At 47.1% G+C, this 25,776-nt stretch carries 23 protein-coding genes, 1 tRNA gene and 1 other RNA gene; 5 read left to right on the plus strand and 20 right to left on the minus strand.

Going from position 1 to position 25,776, the window contains the following annotated elements; genetic code table 11:
- Positions 1–165 precede the first annotated feature (165 nt).
- On the minus strand, positions 166–657 hold the full coding sequence (locus RQP52_RS29040; protein WP_315955082.1) for a CcdC protein domain-containing protein: 492 nt from the start codon (positions 655–657) through the stop codon (positions 166–168).
- Between the two features lie 232 nt (positions 658–889).
- On the opposite strand from RQP52_RS29040, the gene RQP52_RS29045 reads away from it, so the two are divergent.
- The 3 genes from RQP52_RS29045 (at position 890) to RQP52_RS29055 (ending at position 3,994) form a co-directional block, all read left to right on the plus strand.
- Positions 890–2,158 carry an MDR family MFS transporter gene (locus RQP52_RS29045; protein WP_315955083.1) on the plus strand — a complete coding sequence of 423 codons (1,269 nt, stop codon included), beginning with the start codon at positions 890–892 and terminating at the stop codon, positions 2,156–2,158.
- A 393-nt stretch (positions 2,159–2,551) separates the two neighbouring features.
- Complete coding sequence (locus RQP52_RS29050) at positions 2,552–2,950, plus strand: CHRD domain-containing protein (RefSeq protein ID WP_315955125.1); 399 nt, start codon at positions 2,552–2,554, stop codon at positions 2,948–2,950.
- A gap of 171 nt (positions 2,951–3,121) precedes the next feature.
- Complete coding sequence (locus RQP52_RS29055; RefSeq protein WP_315955084.1) at positions 3,122–3,994, plus strand: DNA-primase RepB domain-containing protein; 873 nt, start codon at positions 3,122–3,124, stop codon at positions 3,992–3,994.
- A 31-nt stretch (positions 3,995–4,025) separates the two neighbouring features.
- On the opposite strand, the gene RQP52_RS29060 is transcribed toward RQP52_RS29055, so the two are convergent.
- The 19 genes from RQP52_RS29060 to RQP52_RS29150 all read right to left on the minus strand — a co-directional run bounded on the left by RQP52_RS29060 (position 4,026) and on the right by RQP52_RS29150 (position 24,384).
- Entirely contained in the window at positions 4,026–4,559 is a 534-nt protein-coding gene (locus RQP52_RS29060) for a DUF3231 family protein (RefSeq protein WP_315955085.1), read from the minus strand.
- A gap of 71 nt (positions 4,560–4,630) precedes the next feature.
- Entirely contained in the window at positions 4,631–5,614 is a 984-nt protein-coding gene (locus RQP52_RS29065) for a hypothetical protein (protein ID WP_315955086.1), read from the minus strand.
- A 666-nt stretch (positions 5,615–6,280) separates the two neighbouring features.
- The gene (locus tag RQP52_RS29070; RefSeq protein ID WP_315955087.1) at positions 6,281–7,063 is read right to left on the minus strand and encodes an AAC(3) family N-acetyltransferase; all 783 of its coding nucleotides are present in this window, start codon (positions 7,061–7,063) and stop codon (positions 6,281–6,283) included.
- Positions 7,060–7,551, minus strand: a complete 492-nt coding sequence (locus RQP52_RS29075) for a GNAT family N-acetyltransferase (protein WP_315955088.1) — start codon at positions 7,549–7,551, stop codon at positions 7,060–7,062. The genes RQP52_RS29070 and RQP52_RS29075 overlap by 4 nt, the downstream gene beginning before the upstream one ends.
- Before the next feature lie 2 nt (positions 7,552–7,553).
- Positions 7,554–7,808 carry a phosphopantetheine-binding protein gene (locus RQP52_RS29080; RefSeq protein ID WP_315955089.1) on the minus strand — a complete coding sequence of 85 codons (255 nt, stop codon included), beginning with the start codon at positions 7,806–7,808 and terminating at the stop codon, positions 7,554–7,556.
- Positions 7,805–9,427: an amino acid adenylation domain-containing protein gene (locus RQP52_RS29085; RefSeq protein ID WP_315955090.1), complete on the minus strand. Its 1,623-nt coding sequence runs from the start codon at positions 9,425–9,427 to the stop codon at positions 7,805–7,807. The genes RQP52_RS29080 and RQP52_RS29085 overlap by 4 nt, the downstream gene beginning before the upstream one ends.
- Positions 9,424–10,779: a DUF4910 domain-containing protein gene (locus RQP52_RS29090; protein ID WP_315955091.1), complete on the minus strand. Its 1,356-nt coding sequence runs from the start codon at positions 10,777–10,779 to the stop codon at positions 9,424–9,426. The genes RQP52_RS29085 and RQP52_RS29090 overlap by 4 nt, the downstream gene beginning before the upstream one ends.
- Before the next feature lie 403 nt (positions 10,780–11,182).
- Positions 11,183–11,547: a transfer-messenger RNA gene (gene ssrA / locus RQP52_RS29095) on the minus strand.
- A 174-nt stretch (positions 11,548–11,721) separates the two neighbouring features.
- A complete protein-coding gene (gene smpB / locus RQP52_RS29100; RefSeq protein ID WP_167053092.1) occupies positions 11,722–12,204 on the minus strand; it encodes an SsrA-binding protein SmpB in 483 nt (160 codons plus the stop codon).
- Between the two features lie 94 nt (positions 12,205–12,298).
- Positions 12,299–15,238 carry a ribonuclease R gene (gene rnr / locus RQP52_RS29105; RefSeq protein WP_315955092.1) on the minus strand — a complete coding sequence of 980 codons (2,940 nt, stop codon included), beginning with the start codon at positions 15,236–15,238 and terminating at the stop codon, positions 12,299–12,301.
- 44 nt (positions 15,239–15,282) lie between these two features.
- A complete protein-coding gene (locus RQP52_RS29110) occupies positions 15,283–15,993 on the minus strand; it encodes an alpha/beta hydrolase (RefSeq protein WP_315955093.1) in 711 nt (236 codons plus the stop codon).
- Between the two features lie 163 nt (positions 15,994–16,156).
- A complete protein-coding gene (gene secG, locus RQP52_RS29115; protein ID WP_029196004.1) occupies positions 16,157–16,393 on the minus strand; it encodes a preprotein translocase subunit SecG in 237 nt (78 codons plus the stop codon).
- A gap of 112 nt (positions 16,394–16,505) precedes the next feature.
- Positions 16,506–17,222, minus strand: a complete 717-nt coding sequence (locus RQP52_RS29120; RefSeq protein WP_315955094.1) for a M50 family metallopeptidase — start codon at positions 17,220–17,222, stop codon at positions 16,506–16,508.
- A gap of 88 nt (positions 17,223–17,310) precedes the next feature.
- On the minus strand, positions 17,311–18,603 hold the full coding sequence (gene eno, locus RQP52_RS29125) for a phosphopyruvate hydratase (protein WP_127457101.1): 1,293 nt from the start codon (positions 18,601–18,603) through the stop codon (positions 17,311–17,313).
- Between the two features lie 37 nt (positions 18,604–18,640).
- A complete protein-coding gene (gene gpmI / locus RQP52_RS29130) occupies positions 18,641–20,179 on the minus strand; it encodes a 2,3-bisphosphoglycerate-independent phosphoglycerate mutase (RefSeq protein WP_315955095.1) in 1,539 nt (512 codons plus the stop codon).
- A gap of 1 nt (position 20,180) precedes the next feature.
- Entirely contained in the window at positions 20,181–20,933 is a 753-nt protein-coding gene (gene tpiA / locus RQP52_RS29135; protein ID WP_315955096.1) for a triose-phosphate isomerase, read from the minus strand.
- Between the two features lie 27 nt (positions 20,934–20,960).
- Positions 20,961–22,142 (minus strand): phosphoglycerate kinase, encoded by a 1,182-nt coding sequence (locus RQP52_RS29140; RefSeq protein WP_315955097.1) that lies wholly within the window; start codon positions 22,140–22,142, stop codon positions 20,961–20,963.
- A 136-nt stretch (positions 22,143–22,278) separates the two neighbouring features.
- On the minus strand, positions 22,279–23,283 hold the full coding sequence (gene gap / locus RQP52_RS29145) for a type I glyceraldehyde-3-phosphate dehydrogenase (RefSeq protein WP_127457105.1): 1,005 nt from the start codon (positions 23,281–23,283) through the stop codon (positions 22,279–22,281).
- A 78-nt stretch (positions 23,284–23,361) separates the two neighbouring features.
- Positions 23,362–24,384: a sugar-binding transcriptional regulator gene (locus tag RQP52_RS29150; protein ID WP_315955098.1), complete on the minus strand. Its 1,023-nt coding sequence runs from the start codon at positions 24,382–24,384 to the stop codon at positions 23,362–23,364.
- 233 nt (positions 24,385–24,617) lie between these two features.
- Here RQP52_RS29150 and RQP52_RS29155 point away from each other — a divergent pair.
- Positions 24,618–24,689 (plus strand) — tRNA-Arg (locus RQP52_RS29155).
- Positions 24,690–24,914: 225 nt separating this feature from the next.
- Positions 24,915–25,496 (plus strand): ATP-dependent Clp endopeptidase proteolytic subunit ClpP, encoded by a 582-nt coding sequence (gene clpP, locus RQP52_RS29160; protein ID WP_127457107.1) that lies wholly within the window; start codon positions 24,915–24,917, stop codon positions 25,494–25,496.
- The last annotated feature ends 280 nt before the right edge of the window (positions 25,497–25,776 follow it).

The following is a 25,776-nucleotide window of genomic DNA, read 5'->3' on the forward strand; positions in this document are numbered from 1 at the left end:
CCCATTTTACCTACTCGCTGCGTGAAAAAATTGTCATTTCTTGTCTATTATATATTACAACATTCAGTTCGGATCTTCTACTGATATATCGTGAGGGCCTGACCTTTTCGCCAAAATAAAAAAAGCCCCAAGCTGCAAGCAGCCTAGGTACTCTTCTGTCGTAATTTAGTTCACACTGGCTTTGCGGTACTTCATGAAACTGCCAATTCGCCAAACTGAAATGTATAAGTACGCCATTAACATCGTAAGAACGGTAAATTCCGTATAATCCAGCCCTTTGAAATACTGCGAAAGCGCGATACGAATGACGAGCACGGCAATGATGACATACTTGAAATTCTTGTTTGGCTTCGCGTACACATACCCGTCTTCCCGCTTCTCATAGCCCGTATGATACAGCATAATACTGCCCAGCCCGACGCCCAGCAGCATCGCGCACAACATTTCCCAGATCACAGGTAAGTGAAAGGGATGATCGGGGATTTTCGTCAACGAGTAGATGGAAAAACCAAATAGAATAGGCAGTATGATGACGGGAATTAATATTCCCAGACCTTTATTTTTGATCGGACGTGTTTTGCCGCGGGTTCTGAGCCATATTACCAGTATGATAACCAGTGCGCCAATACCATACCCGACCAATGTTCCAGCATTCATGATAAAAGTTCCTCCTGTTGCCGCTTTTTATATAAGTATACACGATATTTCACGGAATTCATTCAGACGCAGGTCATATTCCTTCTCGGTCTTCAGGCTGATGCGTGATCCCGGATCAAACCATCCTTTCCGCTGCGATAATCCGATTATCCGCATGTCCTTCCTTCGTTTTGTTTATTAAGCAAGAATGTTAGTATGTAAGTAAACACTATCAACTAGAGGTAACAGCCAGATGAGAATGAGAGATTGGGATATTAATTTAAAAATCCGCCTTGGCGGAGAGACTGCTTTTAACGTTATTTTTTGGACTTTTTTTCCGTTTTTATCGATTTATTTTGCGAATTCCTTCGGCAAAGGCTGGACGGGCGTCCTCCTGATTTTGTCACAAACGTTGTCCGTTTTCGCCAACTTAATGGGCGGTTACTGCGCTGACCGTTTCGGACGCAAACGGATGATGGTCCTCGCGGCATGCGGACAAGGCGTCGGTTACGGCGTCTTCGCTCTTGCCGCTTCGCCTCTGCTCGCGATGCCCGTTCTTGGCTTCATCGGGTTCAGCTTCGCCAGCATGTCCGGCTCCATCTATTGGCCTGCCAGCCAAGCGATGGTCGCGGACGTTGTGAAAGAGGAGCATCGCTCCAGCGTCTTTGCCATCTTCTATACAGCCGCGAACGTGTCTGTCGTTGTCGGGCCGCTGCTCGGGTCTATCACCTACGATGATAATCCGTATATTGTGCTTATCGCTGCTTCGGTGTTCTGTCTTCTCCTCTCTTTGACGATGAGCCGCACCTTGCACGAAACGCTGCCGGAGAAGCTTGCCGCGCGCAACCGCTCCACAACCGGTGAACCTTGGTACCGGTTCCTTGCCGCGCAGCTGCGCGACTATAAGATCATTGCAGCTGACCGCGTTTTCTTGCTGTTCATCCTAGCCGGTGTGCTGCTGTCTCAGACCTTCATGCAGTTGGATTTACTGTTCCCTGTTTTTATGGAGGAAACCGTGAAGTTATCGACGATCTTCTCCTACGGCGACTGGAGTTTGCAATTATCCGGCAAGCAGTTGTTCGGCCTGATTGTATCCGAGAACGGCTTGTTCGTAGCCCTCTTTACCGTCCTTGTGACCAAATGGATGCTCGCTTACCGTGACCGCTATGTATTCATCGGCGGCGCGCTTTTCTATGCACTTGGCATTGTGATGTTCGGCCACATGTCCACTTTCTGGGGCTTCACCCTCGCGATTGCCGTGTTCACACTAGCTGAGCTGATGTCCGCTGGCCCTCAGCAAGCTTTCGTCTCCCGGTTGGCTCCTGAGCATATGCGCGGCCAATATTTTGCCGCAGGTAGCTTGCGGTATACGCTTGGGCGCACCCTAGCGCCGCTGTCCATCCCGATCTCGTCGTGGATTGGGTTCACATGGACGTTCATTTTGCTTGCGGGCATAGCTGTGATTTCCGCAGTCCTGTACAACATCATGTTCAACTTGTATGACCGTCAGACCGCTGCTTAATGATATTTGATTATCCTACTCACCATTCAGCCAACTTCCCAATCCATTAATAAACCATGGCGGTGAGTCCTCTAAGATTTTATTTAACGGAACTGGAGGCCGCTATTTGAAGGAAATCGAGTAATTTCCTCTTCTAGCGGAACTACTGGGCCTTATTTGTGCGTGGAGCCGTCCTTTTCAGGCAAAAACAGCGAAATAGAGGAACACAGTTCCCTCGGCTTATCCAAAACTCCATATCCCGCCAAAATAACGGACTATAGTTCCCCTAGCCCCCCTTATCGCCCCATCGCACGATGAAATTCTTGTCATTTAGGCCTATCAACAAGCAAATCTCTCAATCTATGAATACATAGAAGTATTACTAGATAAGGAGAGTGAAGACCTATTCCTACCATATACAAAGCCTTTTTAAACGGTAAAAACGAAGTGCCTCCCGTACAAACTTTATCATCCGGAGATGCCATATTCGAGCTGAACAGCAGTGGAACCCAGTTAAGATTCGCTTTGATCATGCGAAATGTTTCCCGCGCCACCCAAGCCCATATTCATCTTGCGCGGCCAGGGCTAGGCGGTCCCATTGCAGTTTTCCTGTTTGGCCCCAACCAATTCGGTATTTCTGTCAGACGAGGCGTCATTCGCGGCATTCTAACGAATCAGGACTTAGTCGGTCCACTGCAAGGAAAAACGCTTAAAGACTTAATCGCTGAATTCGAAAGTGGTAATGCCTACATCAACGTGCATACCAACCGTAGCCCGGAAGGTGAAATTCGCGGCCAAGTCAAACAGCCTTAAAGCTATGTGAAAAGACACCCTCTGCGGGTGTCTTTCTTTCTATGCGCGAACGTCCCTACTCCCCTTGAAAATAGGTTCAAAAGTTTACACTGGGTTTATCCTTTTAGAATATGAATGTTTAGAATACCAATCACTTAGGTGACGGAAACCTAGACAAAGGGATGTGGCCAGATGAAAAATAAACCCACGCAATACTCCACTCTAGTTCAGCGAAGTTCCAGCCATATGCATCAATTCATTCATAAACTTTGCCGCAAAGGAGACGAAAAACTTCATTTTATCTTAGTACATGATGCTGAGCGTTCGAAGCCAAATCAGACCAACTCCGCTCATTCTGCACACTCTTTGAATTCATCCAACGACAAACAAGCCGTCCTGCTGCATAAACCCCTCTTACTTTTGGAAAAACAAGTCCCTCACATGAAGTTGATCTCCAAAAACAATAAATCCATCCATTTACTCAGCCAAAATGCGAAAGGCTACGCAGTATTCATGGAAATTAACCGCAGAGATGAAAAGAGCCGCGAAATCAAAGAAATCCGAGCACAGTTTATCGATGTCGATCTCAATAAAATATCCGAACAGTTCCAAACCAAAGAACAATTGAAAGCGCGAATCAAACAACTCAAATCGGACCCTTTAGAGCGCATCCAATCCATTACCATTAAAAAAGGGAAACAAGGTCAATACCTGCTTAGAGCTCAACGCGCTGAAGAGCAAGTTGCTCAATTGAAAAAAACCTTCCTCAAAAAACACTGGCAGCAGATCAAAAATGCCATGATCGTCGAAACAAAAAACGGCTATCACATCTATTGGGTCATTCAAAACGGATCCATATCAAAGTTCGTTCCTATTCAAAAGGCGCTAGCCAGCAAATTTGGTTCAGATCCGATGATTACCAACCTGTCGAGGGTCATGCGAATTCCAGGCTTTTACCATTTGAAAAATCCGGATAAGCCTTACCTTGTCAGGGTCATTCATTCAGGAAGGAAGCAGCCTTTCACGCAAGAGGAACTTATTCAGACACTAATGTTAAGACCATAACCTAATGCAAAAAAGCACCCTGCACAGGTGCTCATGCTTCCGGTCTATAATACGGCGGTGCCTTCAACCACCCTTTTCGCATCAATAGATCCTTAAGCGTTAACGAAAAGATGATCTTTTTCATCTGAAACTTGGCAAACAGTGCGGCCACATCCGGCCGTACGGCTTCTGTCAATCCCCGGCAGCCATAATTGATTCCCAATACTAAATTAAAGCTGAGCAGACTTGCTATCTCCTCGTCTGACAACTTCGACCCCACAGGAATATGTCGAAAATCGCCAACGGGCTTATCCGGCGACGCCTCTGGCATCGGGATTCCTTCATTTTTCAAGAATGCAGTTATCTCGTCGAGTATCGGCCGATGCACATCATTAATGACCTCTTGCAGCTTTTCTTTCAATTCAGGATCCTCCGTAATATTAAAAGAGACCTGTTCACCACGCATCGTTTGATCGGTTGCTGTGAAATAAAACCACAGATTCATGACTTCTCCGACATTTAAAGGAGGCTTTTCGCCATCCAGAAACGGCTTTATCGCATCGCCGAGTACCTCCATGATATTCATATTCCCAGCTCCTTTTGGTTAATAGCGTACCCATTGGCATCTATTTTATAAGGGCGATAATGGAAGCCTCTCTAGCTTCCAAGCTCCAGGATCAAACGCTTGAAAGTTGCATAAGCGGGTTTCTCTGAATAGTCGTCACGCAGAATACCAAATTGATAGAAGATGTTCACGTTAGAACTGTCGGCATCCCGAAGTCCAAACAACTCATAATGCGTAATATGGAGCTCAGGATGAAGACGGTAGACGGTTCGGATTACTCTTTCAAGGACACTCGCTTGTTGCTCGTACGTTCTTTCGTTTTGTGTAAAAGGATTCTGCCCCGTTGGCCAGCCACTTTCCGTAACGCGAATAGGTATCGTCGCGGGTATTCCGGCCTTGATCAAACTGCTTTCCCTTAAATTTCGCAAAGTGCGTTCTACAGAATCCGCTATTTCATCCAAATGAAGCGGTTCTTCAAAGACATCGACATAGAAGTTATGCCCCACAAAATCAAGAGCGTCCAAGAACGGCCTCCCTCCAAGCTCAGCGAGACCTTCCCAGAAATGAGGAACTGCCATTGGCCCCTCTGGCACGGAACCGAACCCAATCTGTACCTGAAGGCCTTGGTCTCGCACTTCTTGTTTAGCTGCCTTTACCCCTTCCACAAGTGCTTGCAAGGTGTAAGGTTTAGAACCTTCCATAAACGACAAATTCGGTTCGTTCGTAATTTGAAGAGAGGCCAGATGGGCACCATACTTCCTAATGATTTTGCGAATAAAATCGAGCCATCTGTCCATATCGATGTCAGTCTCTTGCATACATCCCGCCGTCAGATCACCTAACAGTCCGAATTGAAGAAGACGGTCCGCAAAGGAGAATAACGCTGGCTCTGATTCAGGTCCGGTATAAACGAGGTAGTTCCTCGGAAACAATTGCTTCGAACCTCGGAGTTCATTGAGTGCAAGCTGAATGCTACCGTAATCATCCTTTGGTCCAATAGCCAAACCGGTCGGTGTGCCAGCTACACTTAGCGGATAAATCCCGAACGTTAAACCAGTTGTCGTCATTGTGCTCATCATTCCTTTCTCATTCAACGTTCCCAAGCAACCGCAGTCGCTTATTAGTATGAACGGACGGAATTGGAATATGTGGACTGATGGCAATGAATACAACATGTAACACCAAAAAAGGAGCCCGCCACTGAATTTCAGTGACAAGCTCCTTTCATTTTCTTTCGGGGTGTCTTGTAATTTGTATGTATCTTCAATCGTTACCTCTATGAAGGGTAAGCCATACTTCACTTCAATCTTCAGCTCGGACCTCGTGCTCCTGCCCACTTTTTTCATCAATGTAACAGTAGCCATCCTCCGAGCAGAAAACAGACTTCTGCAGGCACGGTGCTTCCATTTAAATCAGAACCCGATTTTTGCAATAATAGTTGCAACCTCGGCTCGACTGATGTTACCTTTTGGCTCAAGTACAGCCCCGTTTCTTCCCAAAAATAATACTAGCCTCCACATTGTCCGTAACGCTGCTTTGCGCCCACGAAGACACTGCCTCATTAGATCCATATTATCTTAATCTTCTTCAGTTATTAAAGGGGCTTCCTTTAAGTTATCTAACATTTAATGACAACTTAGGAAATTGAGATAAAACGAAAGAAAGTTGGACATGAGAGGGTATTGAAATGTCCATTATCTAACTTGCTAATGCCGCAATGAAGTCAAATCCATGCAGATTCGCTAACCGGGATCTTTTTTTATTGATTTCACTAAGCAATAAGGATCGTCATTCAAGTGCTGCATGACCACCTCTATAAAATCTGAGAAGGCACATTGCGCCACATACCCATTACCTAACGGTACTTTATGAAATTGGTTCCGTTCTGTCAACCATGTTTCAATCGGATATAAATTTAATCGTGGATCCAGTTCCAGATCGCGCGCAAAAAACTTATAGGTACGTTCCTTTTCCTCTCCATTATCTACATAGATTCCTGTGAACATCTTCCAATAACGATAGGGAACTTCTACCCGCTCCTCTGCGTAATGGATGAGAGAAGCCGCCTGGATCGGTGCTCCTAGTAAAAGCAATTTTGCTCCAAGACCGATCATCACGTCAAATGACCCATCAATATCAAATGCGGAACCTGTATCGGGGGATGTAATTGCCTCTGCAAGCCGTCCTACTGCCGCAATCGACTGCAAGGGGTGGTAACTTCGCAGGCTTGCAGGTAGTTTACGTACACTCTCAGAAAAGATACCCATCCCTTCGGACGAAGTAATCTGGCGATCAAATGGTATGCCTTTTGCAAATCCAAAGCTAAAAGTAGGAACGGCAAGCGTACCCTCGTTGCCCAAATAGTCAAGCATCAGGCGTACCAACTCTACTGGCATTGCCTCAGTCTCGCAACTTTCAAGCCTACCAAGTTGAAACAGAGAGCTATGGACAAACACCATATCCCCTGGATATATATTAACCGCTTCAAGTACCTGTCGAAAGTCTTCATTTGAGAACTTTTTCATTCACTTACTCCTACCAAAAATTTACGCATTTGATATACCTCGTATTCGTAGCCCGTATTTTCCCAGAAATTACGGGCTTTTTCGTTGTGATACAAGACCTGCAGCTCGATCGAATCAATATTTTTCGTGACAAACCATTCCTCGAGCTTTTTCGCCAACTCGCTTCCTATTCCGTATTGGCGCATTTCCGGTTTCACGTATACATGCGAAATAATGCCGACTTTGCCTCCGCCTAAATAATTGGGTAGCAGTTTGATCATACCTTGGATAAAACCGATCACTTCCTCCCCATTAAGGGCTAACCAAACCACGCCAAACTTCCCCAATGTAGGTAAAAGCGATTTCGACCACATTTTTTCACCGCCGGGTACAAGAGGTTGGAGCAAACCCTTATCGCCCATGTAGTCGTACATAAGCACAAACAAAGTCTCCATTTGTTCCAAGAGCGTACCCGCCTCTTTAAGTTCTAGGTATCGTATGTTCTCCACGATTAAAGCCCCTTGATGCAATGGATAAACCCTGCCAGCGTTGTGTATTGCTCTGGATCTGCAAGTTCAAAATCCATTTCCACTTTGAGATCTTGCTCCACTTGAGCGACCAACTCTAAAAAACCTAGTGAGTCGATAAGACCAGGAAGTAATTGAAATGAATCGATAAATTCCTCGCGGCTAACCCCAAAAAGTTTTAATTTTTCTTGTAACGTATTATATAAATAGTTTTCTACATCTTTGTATTGTAATGTCAACGTAATACCTCCAATTGTTCCATTAACTGCTTGCGATCGATTTTACCGTTTGAATTTAATGGCACGTCTTCCACGAAAATCAACTTTCTCGGTATCATATAGTCTGGCAATTTGGCTTGGCAGTGGTTCAGGATCTCTAGATGGTTTGCTTCCAATTCCTTTGGCAAGAAGGCGCAGACCCCTTCTGCTTTTCCATGCTGCTGCAGTAAAGGAACCACAACGGCAAAAGCGGCACCTGTCCCCAGCAAAACATGTTCGATCTCCTGAATTTCCACGCGGTACCCCATAATCTGAAGCTGGTTATCTATGCGACCTAGGTAATAAAGGTTGTTAGACTCATTACACATGACAAGGTCGCCAGTTCGATACCAGATTTTTCGGGGGTGGTCTGGGAAAATTATATACGAATGCTTTGTCTTTGCGTCATCGTTTAGGTAACCTCTAGTAATTTGAGTTCCAGATACACACAATTCACCAACCTCACCCACTGACAATTCTCGAAAATCCTCACTGATGATCCGCCACTCCTGCGTAGGGAAAACTTGCCCGATCGGTACAAGGCCTCGCTTACATTCACCAGGTGACCGATCCGCATCCCAACGATACTGCGAAATCGCAATAGTTGCCTCTGTGGGACCGTACAGATTTTCGACAACAGAGTTGTTCGCCGCCTCCTGCCAAGCCTCGGCGATACCTTGAGGTAGAGCTTCTCCGCAAAAAAAACTGTAACGAAGCGATGGAAAGGCATTGGGCTTTAGTAATCTTAATTTTTGCATAAACATCGGGACTGATGGTACGGAAAACCAGACTGTGAGTTCATGATCTTTGATGAACTTTGCGGGTGACATCACAGCCTGTTCTGGGACCGGGTACAGACATGCCCCGCTCCCCCAACAAATGAACATGTCATGAACACTGAGGTCGAAGGTCATGTCAAACATTTGGGAGAAACGGTCTAGTTCATTAAAAGAATAGCTTGTAATAACATGCTGCAAATAGGAAGTGACATTGCGGTGACTGACAGGTACGCCTTTCGGATTCCCTGTACTGCCCGAAGTGAACAACAGATAGGCAGTCTTCTCCAAATTGCTTGGATACGGTCTCCACCATTCGTTCCTTTCTACCAAATCCATAGTACAGAAAAATCGATGCTTCTGGTTTCGGGCTGCAATAATATTTCCCATTTCGTTGTCTTCCATTGGTAAAATGACGTTCAGACGACGATTCACTAGAGGTAACAGCTTAGCCAACAGTCCAAGCGCCTCAATTCCAACTATAATAGTTGAGGCCCCTGAAGCTTGCAACATATAAAGAGTTCGTTCTAGTGGAAATTTAGGGTTAAGCGGCACGTACCCTCGCCCTGAGGTCAATGTACCTAAAACCCCCGTATAAGAGGTTAGGCTGCGGCTCGCAAACACAGCCACCACTTCCTGTTGCTCCCCTATTTCTGCCGTTTGAATCAATTGGGCCAGTTGAATCGCCTTGTCACCAAGTTCCTTATATGAGTATACTTCATCGTGAACAACTAAGGCAGGCCTGTCATGAAATTGCTCAACAGAGCGCCAAAAAACGGATCCCAATCCATTATCAGGTCCTTTATGTGTTTGCTTCTGATTCATCGTGTCCTCCTCGCGTATAACCTTTCATCCGTTTGCATAACCGAAACGAGTAATTCACTTCCTTGTAAATCCTTAGCTGCACGCACTATTAACTCATATGGCATTCCAGATCGGCGTGCGATATCAAGTAAAGAATTCTGTCCGTCAGAAAAGTTCAAAACCCATAACATGGCGAATTGGATATCCTGTGCGTTTTTTTGTCCTCCGACCGAGCTGTAAAGACCTCGTTTACCAAGTTGAGGTTCACATTTAGGGTTGAGATTCAGATAACGATCGTCTGATTCCAAAACATGCAACACCTGAAGATACTTTTGATACGTGTTTGCCAAGTACGACGATCCGACAAAATCAAGATTATCAGCGGAGCTATGATACTGTGGAAACCGGCCATATGGCGTGCGCATAAGCGATCCGACAGGCAGATTAAATCCTGGGGAAGAAAATTGTCGTTCGTCGCTTCCCATCGGAAAGAAGTCTATAATCTGGAAAGGCTCGCCAGAGTCCTCAAGCACTTTTTCAACCACTTTATCGAGATAGTGATTTCCATGTTTGGTTCGCTTATACGTTGATTGACCTGGGTCACCGAGACATGTGGCCACTAGTCCACACTTGATTCTCCCGACCTTGTCTTGGTTTTCATGCAACCACGTTATCGCGCCGATTGTTTCTGGAATGAACAGGAGACGAAATGAATGTCTTCGCTTCAAATGAGTCAAAAGTTGACCAATCAAAGTTAACAGTACAACTCCGCTCAGGCTGTCATTGCACATAGAAGGATGACACACGTAGCAAGAGAGTAAGATTTCCTCTTCGGTTTCACCAGGCAAGTAAAGCTCTCCCCAAGTAACAAACCCCGGTTTGAGCGTAGATTCGATTTTCACTTCGTATAGATCATCCGGTAGTGATTGTAACAAATTATGAGGTAGGCAAAAACCCCAATCTTTTCGATAGTAGCTCGTCAGATAGGGAGTCCACTCCGGGTAATCCGGTAATGTAAATAAATGATTTTTTAATTCATCAAGTGTCATCTTTGCATGTATAGGGACACTATAGTTAAGGACATGCAGGTTGGATTTTTGGAAATCTACAACTCTTACCCCTCTTGAGTCCTTTATATAGGCATCTTCAACATTCCATTCATTTGGAACCTCCCAATCAAAAACCTGTGTTCCAGTCGGCACTTCATGAATATTAAGCGGTATATATTCTTGAATGATCTTTAACGTCTCTCTTACGCCGTTTCCCGTGATACTACGGGTGATGGGATACAGCCGAGCCATAAGGTCATACATCTCTTGCCCTGCTTCATCCACCCGTTCTTTATTTAAAAACCATTCGAAATGCTCATACATAATTCTACGACTCCCTACAACTTTAATTCCCCACTGTAATCATACACTGTAAAGTCAATACAACACTTGCCCGAAAATATCCAAAGTGCTGAGAGACACAGCAGGGATTTCGTACACAAAATCAATAAATTGGATTATAGAAAAGAATCCCAATTAGTCCATGTGTTATAATAGCACAGAATAGTACAATTTTGTATAAAATTTTACACTCAATAGTGGGAAAACTATCTTGACGAACATTATCTTTCTAAATTGTAAACTTTGAAATCGTTTGCAAGTTTACAATCTTAAAGCCGTGCTCCCTCCGTCACGCTCCAGTCCGTCCGGGCGAACCCTCCAGGGTTTCTCCCCCGACCTCCTAATACAAAAGAAAAAAGCACCCTCACGGGTGCTTCTTTCTTTTGTATGGAGGTGAGGGGAGTCGAACCCCTGTCCGAAAATATCGCCACACAGGCTTCTACGGGTGTAGTCACAGTTTTGATGTCACCCGAGCAGCGCGCCGTAACCCGCTCTGCGTTGGGTCAGCCTGATTGTCTTCCTACGTTCGACCCCAGGCGGAGACCAAACGTCGTATCCCACTAAGGTTGGGCCCCTATCCTAGCACATGGGCGATGCGAGGGAGGAGCTAGCTCACAGGTTATTAAGCTGCGAAAGCTAAGTTGTTGTTTTGTTTGCCATTTAATAGGCTTTAGCGTTGTTAAAGCGGACGCGTCCCCACTACCCGCAACCCGCGCTCGAACTATCCCCGTCGAATCCAAGAACACCCCCGGATTGCCTTCATTTCCGCCAATAGAGCGGAGAAGGTAAAAGACGAGCTGTTTGAGCGAAATTGCTCTTTAATACTGAATCATTTGCTGTAGACCTAGTATAACACAAGCTGTTCAAAAATGAACGCTCAGGTTTGTGGAAGCTAAGGTGCTGCTTACCAATACCTTTGCCACGTTACCTAGCAATCTTTTGCTTCTCGCGCAGCGCACGCTGAATATCGCGTTGTGCATCTTTTTTGGCCGCGGATTCACGCTTGTCGTACTGCTTCTTACCTTTACCAATACCGACTAAAAGCTTAGCATATCCATTACGGATATACACTTTCAATGGCACAAGTGTGTAACCTTCTTGCTTTGCCTGGCCTAACATCTTGGCGATCTGCACCTTTTTCAAAAGCAGCTTCCGCGTCCGTGTCGGATCCTCAGGATTACTTCGGTTACCTTGCTCAAAAGGACTAATGTGCATGTTATGGACAAAAGCTTCCCCATTACGAATCGTCGAAAAGCTATCGCCAATGTTCGCTTTACCTGCCCGTAAGGATTTGATCTCCGTGCCGGTCAAGACAAGACCCGCTTCGTACGTTTCTTCAATAAAGTAATCGTGTGAAGCCTTCTTATTCTGGGCAAGCACCTTGCCATCTGCCTTCTTCGTTGCCACGTGAGATCCTCCTCCCGCAATTTCCTGCAGGTAAATACTGCTACAATGTGCATCCTATTGTAGCAAGATCAAGCCCGAAATGCAAGAAGCGGCGTTATCTCCGCCGCTTCTTGCTACCGCCGCCGTCGCCGTCACTCCGGCGACGACCACCCTTGGCAAGCGCGTTCACGCCGCTCGCCCAATCACTGCCGCCGCTGCTGCGCTCAGCAGCGGAACCACCGCCCGCTTGGGCTTCGCTTCCAAGCGCAATGCCCCCGCGGCCGCGCTTGCTCTCGCCGCGTCCAGCACCGCTATCTGTCCGGCCTGCGCCGACAGATTCCAGCCTTGAGCTCAAGCTGCCGCCTTCGCTCAGCTTAGGACCGCGCGCCTTCCCGCGACCACCGCCGGCTTTGCCGCGGTTTTCGCTCCACGGCGTGCTACCGCCTTTTCCTCGGCGCGATTTCCCCTGCCCGGCGCCATCACGCTCTTGACCTGCCCTCGCACGTCCCTCAGCTCCATCACGAGGTACTCTTCCCTCTTGCCCTTCCACACGACCGCGACCTTCACCGCGCTGCTGCCCAGCCCTTAAGCGCCCTGCTCCATTGGTTCCCTCTTGACCTTCTTTCACACGTCTTGCCGCGCCTTCTATGCGTTCTTGTCCCGCTCTCGCACGCCCAGCAGCCCCACCATCACGGCCCGCACGTGCCCCCCCATCAGTTGCACCAACAACACTACCTTCTCCGCGTCTCCGCCCCGCACTCTCACCCTGAGACTTCGAAAAGCCGCCTTTACCTTTGGTATAGCCGCCCTTGCCCTTCTCCGGCTTGCCTTTGCCGCCACGGAAGCCCTTGAAACCTGCCGCTCCTTTGAACGGCTTGCCGCCTCCACCGCCACGGCTATAACTACCCTCTTTGCGAGGCTTCATATCCAGCAATTCAAAATCAATCGTATGCTCTTCCATATTTACGCGAGCCACACGGACTTTAATTTCATCGCCAATCCGGTAGATCTTGGACGTGCGCTCTCCAACGAGAGCAAATTGTCTCTCATGGAAGTTATAATAATCATCGGTCAAATCGCTCAAACGGATCAAGCCCTCAACGGTATTGTCCAATTCCACGAACATCCCGAAGCCAGTTACACTAGAAATAATGCCCTCGAATTCTTCGCCAACTTTATCCAGCATATACTGAGCTTTCTTCAGTGCCTCTGTTTCACGCTCTGCATCTACAGCCACACGCTCACGTTCGGATGATTGCTGCGCAATATCGCTCATGCGGGAAGCCAAATATTCATGACGAGCATCGGACAAAGTACCGTTTTGCAACACTTCGCGAATGACCCTATGAATGATTAGATCGGGATAACGACGAATCGGAGAGGTAAAGTGGGAATAAAATTCCGCCGCCAAGCCAAAATGCCCCAAACTCTGCGCATCATAACGAGCCTGCTTCATCGAGCGAAGCATAATTTTGCTAAGCACAGTCTCCTCTGGCGTCCCCTTAATGTCTTCCAGTAAGCTTTGCAGCGCACGTGGATGCACGGAATTGCCCTTCCCTTTGACCGTATACCCGAAGTTCGTCACGAACTCCATGAAATTCATCAACTTCTCAGCATCAGGATCTTCATGGACACGGTATAAGAAAGGTACTTTCATCCACGAAAAATGCTCAGCAACCGTTTCATTCGCAGCCAGCATGAACTCCTCAATCATCATTTCCGCGACAGAGCGCTCTCTCTTCACGATATCGGTTGGTTTACCGTCCGCATCTACGAGAATTTTAGACTCTTCAAAGTCAAAATCAATTGCTCCGCGCTTCATCCGTCTGGAACGCAGTCTAGCTGCCAGCTCTTCCATCCGCTTAAAATCTTCCATCAAATACGCATAACGCTCCACAAGCTCAGGCTCTGCCTCACCTGTCAAAAGCTTACGCACATTCGTATAGGTCATTCGCTCGCTAGTCTTAATTACACTCGTAAAAATCTCATGATTAACAACTTTTAGATTCTCATCGAACTCCATTTCACAAGACATCGTTAAGCGGTCTACTTTGGGGTTAAGCGAACAAATGCCATTCGACAACCGATGCGGCAGCATCGGAATCACACGATCCGTCAAATAGACGGAACATCCGCGGTTATAAGCTTCGATATCCAGCGCAGTGCCTTCCCGAACATAATAACTTACATCGGCGATATGAACGCCTAATTTATAATGACCATTCTCCAAAAGCTCCACATTAACCGCATCGTCCAAATCCTTGGCATCTTCACCATCAATAGTGACAATCCGCTTAGCGCGAAGATCGCGGCGCCCCTGGCTAACAATCTCATCTTCCGTAATCGAATCCGGTGCAGCGTCCGCTTCTTCCAGCACTTCCTCTTTGAAAGCCTCCGGCAGCTGGAACTTGCGCACAATCGCCAGAATATCAACGCCTGGATCGTCCTTATGGCCAAGAATCTCAATAACTTCCCCTTCAGCCGCAGAGCGACCTTCTGGATAGTTCACAATCTTTACTACGACCTTCTGCCCCGTGACTGCGCCATTAAAAGCGTGCTGAGGTATGAAAATATCTCTCGTCATCCGCTTATCGTCAGCAATAACGAACGCATACGTATCCTGTCCCTGAAAAACGCCCACAATCTGCGTATTGGCGCGCGTAATCACCCGCACAACTTCGCCTTCCAAGCGGCCTCCGCCTTGGCTTCTGGACGTTACTTTCACGAAAACAATGTCACCGTTCATAGCCGTATTCAAATCATGCGCATTAATATACACATCCGGGTGCTCCCGGTCTTCGGGAATCAAGAACGCGAAACCTTTCGCATGGGCTTGCAGTCTTCCTCTTACCAAGTTCATGCGCTCCGGCACGCCATAACGGTCATTCCCGCCTCGAACCACGTGGCCGCTTTCCTCTAAACGATTTAATAATTTAATGAAATCCTTAAATTCTTCCGCTCCTGCAATCCTGAAATGCTTTTCGAGCTCTTTATAGGACATGGGCTTATAAGCCTCATCTCGCATCAAACTAATAATATCTTGATCTGTTATCATATACACTCTTCACCTTCTTGTTGTTGTTGAGCTTCGTCCTACACTCACCGTACCCGTTCCTTTACTCCATAGTATGCCACTTGTAGAGAAAGGATAAACGCCGCAATATCGGCATAAACAAGCTCTCTCTCTTGATCAAGCAGCAAACCGTGCGATGATTTCGCATAATAACGAAGCTCTTTGCTTTCAGAGCGAGTGCGTTCATATAAAAACGCTGCGCTTCCCTGATGGACGACGCCATCCTTGCCCCCCTGCCCGATCCATATCGGCGCTTTTACTTGAGGCAGCAAACCTTTTACATGTTTCAAAAGCTTTCGCAAACTAACGACGCAACGAATCGGCGTTTTGGTATATGCACATGACTCATCTAATAGCGTGGAGAGTGTTTTGGGCTTCTTATTTATGTATTTGATAAAATACTGCATAATGACCGCCAGCGCCGATTTTCTTGACGTCAGAAAGATCGGTGTAGCCAGCGAGATCACACCTGCTACTTGACGTTCAACCGCCAGCTTCAGGGCCAAAAGCCCACCCATCGAATGCCCCATTACGACGACGTTTTTGCATTTCGCCGCAAGCGCGTCGTAATTCTCCAGCACATGCCCATACCAATCCGTCCATCCGGTTCGTAGCATATCTTCCGGTGACGTGCCATGTCCGGGAAGCCTCACTGCCTGAATCGTGTAGCCCTCATCCCGCAGTTCATACCCAATCCGTCGAAATTCGGAGGGCGATCCCGTGAACCCGTGAATCATTAATATACCTGTTGTCTGCTTCGTCCCCTTGCCTGTCCAGAAAAAAGGCTCAGTGGATTTGTAGATTCTGCTTTCGATGGTAAACATCTCCTACCTATAAGGCCCTTTTAAAATGAAAAAACAGCAGGAGTAGATTTCCCCTGCTGTTATCGTTTTATGTGTGTTAGGCCTTCACTACGTATGCTACGACAATGGAAAGAATGAAAAATGCAGCAGCAAGCCCCATCGTGAAACGGGACAAGAAAAGTTCTAAACCTCGTGCTTTTTGTTTACCAAATAAGTGCTCCGCACCACCGGAAATGGCACCGGACAACCCTGCGCTTTTACCTTTTTGTAGAAGAACAATCGCAATTAATCCGACTGAAGCTATGATCAACAAAATTTTCATAAAGATTACCATGTTTATTAGCACCCCAATTGCCTGTACTTTTGCTTATATGACTAGCATGAGTATTTTAACACAGTTCGTCCTAGAAAACAACAAAAGAGGTGTTTGGACGTTTTACTACGTTTTAATCACGATAGGAATACGCTGATGATTGGCGATTGGTGCTTCTTGACCGCTTATTTCCCCCAAGAAAAGCTTGAACCGCTTGCTTCGCACACCATAACGCAAAGAGTGTAAAGATAATCGCCCATACCATGGTCGGAACCCCTGTATGAAGCGCCAAATTCGTGGCGTCCCCAGCTTGCCGTGCATCTCGCGACGCAGCTTGGATCAAATAAATCGGTCCGAACACGGACTCTTCCAAGCACAGAAAAGCGAGCAGCAAGTAATAAAAATTGCGCAGCCATTTGATAGGAATAGCCATCATAATGATCGTCAAGGCAATAAATCCGATTAAGAACATGATGCCGAAACCATTCCGAACGAATAGGAGCAATGAAATGGCGGATATCGCGATCATGACCAGAAAACCGACCTGCTGCTTCCCTCTGGCAAAGGCTGAGAACAGGAACCAAGCGAATACGGAAGCTGTCGTATATCCGGCCAGAGCCACAGGAATGATCGACCACGATCTTGCCTGAGAAATCGCCGAAAGCGTGACACCGCTATGGTTGGCATACAGCTCAATTCGCTGCACTTGACCAGACAGCGCCAACGTTACCACCGCGTGCCCAAACTCATGAACCATGGTATCCAAGTTGCGAAAAAAAGAAGAGGGGATCCAGTGTGTAAGCAATGCGGAACCTATCAGAAATAAAATAGTCTTCACCCAATTGCTCATTACAATGACCCCCTCGGTCGCACAGGCGGCGGTGACGAAGTCACCGGCCAGCCCCAGCTGTTATTTAATTATTTACTACGTAAAAAACTTATTTAAAGTTTCTCAAGTTGTAGAAAGCTTTTTTACCCGCATATTGAGCTACGCTGAACAACTCGTCTTCGATACGAAGAAGTTGGTTGTACTTCGCAACGCGGTCTGTACGGGAAGGAGCACCTGTTTTGATTTGACCAGCGTTTGTAGCAACCGCGATGTCAGCGATTGTGCTGTCTTCGCTCTCACCGGAACGGTGGGAGATAACCGCTGTGTAACCAGCGCGTTTCGCCATTTCGATCGCATCAAAAGTCTCAGTAAGCGTACCGATTTGGTTTACTTTTACCAAGATGGAGTTACCGATGTTTTGCTCAATACCTGTGGAAAGACGCTCAGTGTTCGTAACGAACAGATCGTCACCAACGAGTTGAACTTTGTTACCCAATTTCTCAGTAAGCAATTTCCAACCTTCCCAGTCATCTTCGGAGCAGCCGTCTTCAACTGTGATGATTGGGTATTTATCAACCCATGCAGCAAGGAAGTCAACCCACTCAGCGGATGTGAATGTTTTGCCTTCGCCTTCAAGTACGTATTTACCGTCTTTGAAGAACTCTGTGGAAGCAACGTCCATACCCAAGAATACGTCAACACCTGGTTTGTAACCAGCTTTTTCAATCGCTGTAAGGATTGTTGTGATCGCTTCTTCGTTGGATGTGAAGTTAGGAGCGAATCCGCCTTCGTCGCCAACAGCTGTGTTAAGGCCTTTGTCTTTCAATACGGATTTCAAGCTATGGAAAATCTCTGCGCCAATGCGAAGAGCTTCTTTGAACGTAGGTGCGCCAACCGGCAGAACCATGAACTCTTGAACGTCAACGTTGTTGTCGGCATGCGCCCCACCGTTGATGATGTTCATCATTGGAACTGGAAGTGTTTTGGCATTGAATCCGCCAAGGTATGTGTACAAAGGAACATCCAAAGCGTCAGCAGCAGCGCGAGCTACAGCCATGGAAACCGCCAAGATTGCGTTAGCGCCTAATTTTGCTTTGTTCGGAGTACCGTCTAGCTCGATCATTTTTGTGTCGATGCCAACTTGATCAAGTGCATCCAAGCCAATGATTTCAGGAGCGATGATTTCGTTAACGTTGTCAACGGCTTTCAGAACGCCTTTACCCAGGTAACGACCTTTGTCACCGTCACGAAGCTCAACAGCCTCGTACGCGCCTGTGGATGCGCCAGATGGAACGATAGCGCGGCCAAATGCGCCGGACTCTAGATAGACTTCAACTTCAACCGTTGGGTTACCGCGGGAATCCAATACTTCGCGTGCATAAACATCAGAAATAATAGTCATTGTAGAAAACACTCCTTTTATATAATTAATTTGGTTGCTATCTCTTAAGGATTGTAGTCCCGGTCATTTGTTCCGGTTGTTTAACCTCTAAGAAGTCCAGCATGGTTGGGGCAATATCTGCCAAAATTCCGCCGTCTCTTAGTGTAACAGATTTGTCCGTAACAATAAAAGGGACCGGATTCGTTGTATGCGCCGTATTGCGTGAACCGTCCGCATTCGTGACGACATCGGCATTCCCGTGATCGGCTGTGATGCAGACAACTCCGCCTTTGGCAAGAACCGCTTCCACCACTTTACCCAGGCACTCGTCTGTTGCTTCGATCGCTTTCACCGTTGGCTCCAGCAAGCCGGAGTGGCCAACCATGTCAGGGTTTGCGAAGTTAAGGATGATCGCGTCATGACGTTCTGCTTCAATCTCTTTAACAACAGCATCAGCCAGTTCATAAGCGCTCATCTCTGGCTTCAGGTCATAGGTCGCAACCTTCGGGGAAGGGATCAGCAAGCGAGTTTCGCCTGGCAGTTCCGCATCGCGTCCGCCGCTGAAGAAGAACGTTACGTGCGGATATTTCTCCGTTTCCGCTGCACGAAGCTGCTTCAGACCGTTCTGTGCCAACACCTCGCCAAGCGTGTTATCGAGATCCTTCGGTTTGTACGCTACGAAACCGTCAACAGACTCGCTGAACAACGTCAGACATACGTAGTACAGGTTCTTAGCCACTTTAGGACCACGGTCAAAACCACGGAAGTCTTCATTCGTGAAGACTTGCGAAAGCTGGATCGCACGGTCCGGACGGAAGTTGAAGAAGATGACGGCATCGCCGGATTCAACAAGCCCTACCGGTTTGCCATCCTCACCAACGATAACCGTTGGCATAACGAACTCGTCGAAGATGGATTTTTCGTAAGATTCAACAATAGCTTTCATCGGATCAGTGTAGGCTGGACCTTCACCGTAAACCATAGCGCGGTAGGATTTCTCCGTACGCTCCCAACGTTTATCGCGATCCATTGCATAATAGCGTCCTTGAACGGTCGCAATTTTACCTACGCCGACTTCGGCGATTTTCTTCAGAAGGCGCTCCATGTAGCTCTTCGCAGAATCCGGAGCTACGTCGCGGCCGTCGAGGAACGCATGGATATACACTTCATGGAAATCTTCTTTTTTAGCTAGATCCAGCAAAGCGAACAAATGCTCAATGTGGCTGTGTACGCCGCCATCGGAAAGCAGCCCGTAAAGGTGCAGCTTTTTGCCGTTCTCTTTGGCATGACGCACAGCGCCTACGATCGTTTCATTGTCGTAAAATTCACCGTCACGAATCGATTTGGAAATCCGCGTCAGATCCTGATAAACGATACGGCCTGCGCCGATATTCAGGTGTCCTACTTCAGAATTCCCCATCTGGCCTTCAGGCAAACCTACAGCTTCACCGCAAGCCGTTAAAGTTGTATGTGGATAACTTGACCAGTAACGGTCATAGTTCGGCTTTTTGGCATGAGCAACGGCATTCCCCTGCTCTTCCGAACGCAGTCCGAAGCCATCGAGAATGATGAGTGCTACCGGTTTCGGTCTGGACATATTACTTCGCCCCCTGGACGAGTTGAATGTAGGAAGCAGACTCTAAGCTTGCTCCACCAACAAGTGCGCCATCGATATCAGGTTGCGCCATGTATTCGGCAATGTTGTTAGGCTTCACGCTGCCGCCGTATTGGATACGAACCGCATCAGCTATGGAAGCGCCGTAAAGACCGCTCACAAGCTCACGGATGTAGCCGATAACGTCTTGTGCATCAGCAGCTGTGGAGGATTTTCCAGTGCCGATTGCCCAGATTGGCTCGTAAGCAATAACCACTTGTGCTGCTTGCTCTGCGCTAAGACCAGCAAAAGCTGCTTCTGTTTGCACTTTGCAAACATCTTTGGTTTGACCCGCTTCGCGCTCTTCCAGCTTCTCGCCTACGCAAAGGATCGGTTTCAAGCCGTGTTTGAAAGCCGCAGCGACTTTCTTGTTTACGATTTCGTCCGTCTCAGCGAAGTAAGCTCTACGCTCGGAGTGGCCGATAATGACATACTCCACACCGAGATCTTTCAGCATAACGCCGGAGATTTCGCCTGTGAACGCGCCATTGTCTTCGAAATGCAGGTTTTGTGCGCCTACATGCAAATCAGTGCCTTTTACAGCTTCAACCAGTGCCGGCAGGTTTGTGAAAGGGGAACAAATTACGCTTTCTACGCCTTCGATCGTGCTGCCTTTTACTTCGTTCACGAAGCTAACAGCTTCGGAAACGGTTTTGAACATTTTCCAGTTACCCGCGATAATCGGTTTTCTGCTCATTCGAATATGCTCTCCTTTGATAATGAATTATTTATCGTTCAAAGCTACAACGCCCGGCAATGCTTTACCTTCCATGAACTCCAAGGAAGCTCCGCCGCCTGTGGACATGTGGTTCATTTGCTCAGCCAAGTGGAATTTTTCCGTTGCTGCAGCAGAATCGCCACCGCCAATTACTGTGTAGCCTTCTGTTTTTGCACAAGCCTCAGCAACCGCACGTGTACCATGCGAGAACGGCTCGATTTCAAATACGCCCATCGGTCCGTTCCAAACAACCAGTTTGGACTTCGCGATAACGTCTGCATAAAGTGCACGTGTTTTAGGTCCGATGTCAATGCCTTCCCAATCTGCAGGAATGCTGTCAATATCAACGATTTGCGTGTTCGCATCAGCGCTGAATTTATCAGTAACAACGATATCTACAGGAAGCAGGAAGTTAACCCCTTTTTCTTTGGCTTTCTCAATAAAGCTAAGCGCCAAATCAAGCTTCGAATTGTCCAGAAGCGATTTACCGATTTCGTAGCCTTGTGCTTTCAGGAATGTATAGGACAGACCGCCGCCAATCAAGACGTTGTCTGCAATGTTCAGGAGGTTTTCGATGACAGCGATTTTGTCTTTTACTTTGGAACCGCCGACGATCGCTGTGAAAGGACGCTCAGGGTTGTTCAGCGCTTTGCCAAGAACATCAAGCTCTTTCTCCATCAAAAGACCGGAAACAGCCGGTATGTAAGCAGCGATGCCTGAAGTTGAAGCATGTGCACGGTGAGCTGCACCGAATGCATCATTTACGAACAGATCAGCCAGATCAGCGAAAGCTTTTGCCAATTCAGGATCATTTTTCTCTTCGCCTTCGTTGAAACGAACGTTTTCAAGCAAGAGAACGTCGCCATTTTCAAGCGCATCCACTTGTGCTTTCACGATTTCACCAACGGATTGATCCGCTTTGATCACGTTTTGACCAAGCAGCTCAGCCAATTTTACAGCTACCGGTGTTAAACGAAGCTCTTCAACCACTTGTCCGTTCGGACGACCAAAATGCGCAGCAAGAATGACTTTAGCGCCTTGCTCTACCAAGTATTTAATCGTAGGGAGCGTTTCTCTGATTCGTGTATCATCCGTGATTTGACCATTCTCTACAGGTACGTTGAAATCAACGCGAACGAATACTCTTTTACCAGCTACTTCAACATCGCGAACACTTTTCTTACTCATAAGTTAAAGCCTCCTGAACGTGTATGGTTTACTTCCGTACTTCCTGTTTCCGATCAACTTATATAGGCAACAATCGCACATAAAGAGGAGAATCGCTTCTCCTCTTCATGTGGTTGTTAGTGTGTGTTGTATGAAATTACAGACCTTTTTTAGCGATGAAAGCAGCCAAGTCAACTACACGGTTGGAGTAGCCCCACTCGTTGTCGTACCAGGAAACTACTTTCAGCATGTTGTCGCCAACTACCATTGTGGACAATGCATCAACTGTGGAAGATGCTGGGTCACCATTGAAGTCGCTGGATACAAGCGGCTCTTCTGTGTAGTTCAGAATGCCTTTAAGAGGGCCTTCGGAAGCTTGTTTCAGAGCTGCGTTTACTTCGTCAACTGTTACGTTAACTTTAAGTTCAACAACCAAATCAGTTACTGATACGTTAGGTGTAGGAACACGCATAGCCATACCGTTCAATTTGCCTTTAAGTTCTGGAAGAACCAGACCGATTGCTTTTGCTGCACCAGTGCTGGAAGGAATGATGTTCTCAGCTGCTGCACGAGCACGACGAAGGTCTTTATGAGGAACGTCAAGCACGGATTGGTCATTTGTGTAAGAGTGAACAGTTGTCATCATACCTTTTACGATTCCGAAGCTATCGTTGATAACTTTCGCGAAAGGAGCCAAGCAATTTGTTGTACAAGATGCGTTGGAGATGATTGTGTGAGCTGCTGGATCGTATTTGTCTTCGTTTACGCCAAGTACGATTGTGATATCTTCGTCGGAAGCAGGAGCGGAAATGATAACTTTCTTAGCTCCACCTTTCAAGTGAAGGGATGCTTTTTCTTTCGCTGTGAAGATACCAGTGGATTCAACAACGATTTCTGCGCCTACAGATGCCCATGGCAGGTTCCCAGGGTCACGCTCAGCAAAAACTTTGATGGAACGACCGTTAACGATCAATTCGCCTTCGCCAGCTTCAACTGTTGCGTCTAGTTTACCGTGAGTTGTGTCATATTTAAGCAAGTGAGCCAGTGTTTTAACGTCAGTCAAATCATTTACTGCAACGATTTGTACTTCTGAGCTGTTCAAAGCTGCGCGAAACACGTTACGACCAATACGTCCGAAACCGTTAATACCTACTTTTACCATAGCGAATTCCTCCTAAGATTAAAAAAGATTTATTTATTTCAAAACGCAGCTGGTACAAGCCCACGTTATGATGTCCACTTACACATGTTTCATAATTTCAAGTGCCGCCGCTTCATCCGTTACCAGCACATCTTCTTGCCCGTGCCTTAGAACGGAGGCGATCGCTTCACCCTTGCTTTTGCCGCCTGCTACGCCAATCACGACCTCTGTCCGCTGCAGATCCTCCAGACGAAGCCCGACTGTAGGCATCTTGTGCACGACATTTCCTTGGCGGTCAAAATAGTACCCGAATGCCTCTGCCAGAGCGCCATCGTCCTGCAAGCTGCGAGTCGTTTCGGCATCCACCTTGCGCCTTCGAGCCATGACCATAGCATCTCCGATACCGTGAACTACGATGCGACAACTGCGAACAGCGTCAACAACTTCCTGAATCTGCGGATCTTGGATAAGCGTCTGATACGCTTCCTCGCCTAAATGATCCGGCACATGAAGCAGTCTGTATTTCCCGCCTGTCTTCTTGGCCATAATAGAGGCGATCGTATTCGCCTGCATATCCACGCTTTCGCCGAGTCCACCGCGAGCCGGTACGAACCAATTGCCTTTCATGGAAGAGGAAATCGTCAGGTTATTCGCAATCTGCGCCATTGTTGAGCCGCCGGTTACTGCAATAATGTCGCCCTTGGCCACATATTTGCGCAGTGCCGCTGCGCCGGCGCGTCCAAGCTCCTTCTTCGTGAAGACCGAAGTGTCCGTATCGCCAGGAACCACAATGACTTGCGAGAGACCGTACGCTTTCGCGATGCTTTCTTCCAAATCCGTCAATCCAAAAGCGATCTTAATGATTGGCAGCATATCTTCGAGCAGTTGACGGCCGGACTCACTGATCTTCATCCCAGAGGCGTCCGATTCCAAAAGCCCATGCTCCTTAAGGAAGTCTACCTCTCCGCGGAGCACCCGCTCCGTCATATCGAGCGAAGAAGCTAACGTTCTACGTCCGACAACACCAGAGACTAAGATATGATGCAGAATCGAGTATCGCTTCTTCATGATGTCCATGAGATCCGGCAAGAGCTTTTTCTGAATGTCTAGAATTTCTCTCATATAACGACGTTCGACGCTCCTGATCCAGTGATGGACGTTTTATGTCCCGGGTATACATTTTGCGTCCCACCCGGGTGAAAAAAAATGGCCTTACACGTTTATTATAACCAATAACGCTTTAACATTCAACAATTGTTCAAACAATTTCAACAAAATGTGCTGTAAGGGCTTACGGTATTGCTTTTTGCGCGGAGGTGACATATAATAACCCTTGCTTCGCTTTTTTGAAACATGCGCCCGTGGTCCAATGGATATGACGTAGGCCTCCGAAGCCTGAGATAAAGGTTCGATTCCTTTCGGGCGCGTAAATGACATGGAAATGAGAGAAATATCAGAGAAATCAGTCGTTCGACTGATTTTTTTTGTTGTTAGTTTGACCTTCCTTGACCTTCGAAGGTTTTTTCGTTATCATACTTGTAGATACTGTAAATAGTATGTACTCGGGAGATCAATTTCATAACTCATAGCATGACATTGGCCCCAGGCACCAATCTTTTAAACCATCTACCCACCCCAAGGAGGTCATTCTCATGAGTTTTATCCCTATGGTCGTCGAACAGGACGCACGCGGTGAAAGAGGATATGACATCTACTCTCGCTTGCTGAAAGACCGCATTATTTTCTTAGGCACGGGTGTCAACGATGTTGTGGCAAACTCTATCATTGCTCAGTTACTTTTCTTGGCCGCACAAGATCCTGATAAAGATATCTCGCTATACATTAACAGCCCTGGCGGTTCCATCACAGCCGGTATGGCGATCTACGACACGATGCAGTTCATCAAGCCGGATGTCTCCACGATCTGCGTTGGTATGGCTGCTTCGATGGGCGCCTTCCTGCTAACCGCTGGTGCCAAAGGCAAGCGTTACGCGCTTCCGAACAGCGAAGTCATGATTCACCAACCGCTTGGCGGCGCTGAAGGTCAAGCCTCCGATATCGAAATTCGCGCGAAGCGTATTTTGAAAATGAGAGATAACCTGAACAAAATCCTTGCAGAGCGCACAGGACAAACGTTCGAACGCATCGAAAAAGACACAGACCGCGACAATTTCATGAGTGCTGCAGAAGCAGCCGAATACGGACTCATCGATAAAGTAATCGAGCGCGTCTAATAAAAATAACCAGCTTGCATAACTGCTCTATTGAGCGGCTTTGCGGCTGGTTTTTTTATTGGTCTTTGCTCCTCACCTCTTACTCCTTCCTCTCGACTTCCAACTCCTCGTTCCATATCCCTAACTCCTGATCACTGAACTCTCATTTCCCTTCGTCCTTCTTCCTTCCCACCGTTTCTACTCCACTTCACTGACCTCCTCCTCTTTAACGGACATGACAGGCCTCTATTTCTCTCTTTTAGGCTCCAAATTCGACTTAACGGACCCCACAGCAGCTTAT

Origin of the sequence: Paenibacillus violae (genome assembly GCF_032461945.1) — a bacterium.
Classification (GTDB): domain Bacteria; phylum Bacillota; class Bacilli; order Paenibacillales; family NBRC-103111; genus Paenibacillus_E; species Paenibacillus_E violae.

Coding starts and splice junctions, on each gene's coding strand:
- RQP52_RS29040 (WP_315955082.1), bottom strand. CDS start 657: ATGAATGCTGGAACATTGGTCGGGTATGGTATTGGCGCACTGGTTATC.
- RQP52_RS29045 (WP_315955083.1), top strand. CDS start 890: ATGAGAATGAGAGATTGGGATATTAATTTAAAAATCCGCCTTGGCGGA.
- RQP52_RS29055 (WP_315955084.1), top strand. CDS start 3,122: ATGAAAAATAAACCCACGCAATACTCCACTCTAGTTCAGCGAAGTTCC.
- RQP52_RS29060 (WP_315955085.1), bottom strand. CDS start 4,559: ATGAATATCATGGAGGTACTCGGCGATGCGATAAAGCCGTTTCTGGAT.
- RQP52_RS29065 (WP_315955086.1), bottom strand. CDS start 5,614: ATGAGCACAATGACGACAACTGGTTTAACGTTCGGGATTTATCCGCTA.
- RQP52_RS29070 (WP_315955087.1), bottom strand. CDS start 7,063: ATGAAAAAGTTCTCAAATGAAGACTTTCGACAGGTACTTGAAGCGGTT.
- RQP52_RS29085 (WP_315955090.1), bottom strand. CDS start 9,427: ATGAATCAGAAGCAAACACATAAAGGACCTGATAATGGATTGGGATCC.
- RQP52_RS29090 (WP_315955091.1), bottom strand. CDS start 10,779: ATGTATGAGCATTTCGAATGGTTTTTAAATAAAGAACGGGTGGATGAA.
- rnr (WP_315955092.1), bottom strand. CDS start 15,238: ATGATAACAGATCAAGATATTATTAGTTTGATGCGAGATGAGGCTTAT.
- RQP52_RS29110 (WP_315955093.1), bottom strand. CDS start 15,993: ATGATTCACGGGTTCACGGGATCGCCCTCCGAATTTCGACGGATTGGG.
- secG (WP_029196004.1), bottom strand. CDS start 16,393: ATGGTAATCTTTATGAAAATTTTGTTGATCATAGCTTCAGTCGGATTA.
- RQP52_RS29120 (WP_315955094.1), bottom strand. CDS start 17,222: ATGAGCAATTGGGTGAAGACTATTTTATTTCTGATAGGTTCCGCATTG.
- eno (WP_127457101.1), bottom strand. CDS start 18,603: ATGACTATTATTTCTGATGTTTATGCACGCGAAGTATTGGATTCCCGC.
- gpmI (WP_315955095.1), bottom strand. CDS start 20,179: ATGTCCAGACCGAAACCGGTAGCACTCATCATTCTCGATGGCTTCGGA.
- tpiA (WP_315955096.1), bottom strand. CDS start 20,933: ATGAGCAGAAAACCGATTATCGCGGGTAACTGGAAAATGTTCAAAACC.
- RQP52_RS29140 (WP_315955097.1), bottom strand. CDS start 22,142: ATGAGTAAGAAAAGTGTTCGCGATGTTGAAGTAGCTGGTAAAAGAGTA.
- gap (WP_127457105.1), bottom strand. CDS start 23,283: ATGGTAAAAGTAGGTATTAACGGTTTCGGACGTATTGGTCGTAACGTG.
- RQP52_RS29150 (WP_315955098.1), bottom strand. CDS start 24,384: ATGAGAGAAATTCTAGACATTCAGAAAAAGCTCTTGCCGGATCTCATG.
- clpP (WP_127457107.1), top strand. CDS start 24,915: ATGAGTTTTATCCCTATGGTCGTCGAACAGGACGCACGCGGTGAAAGA.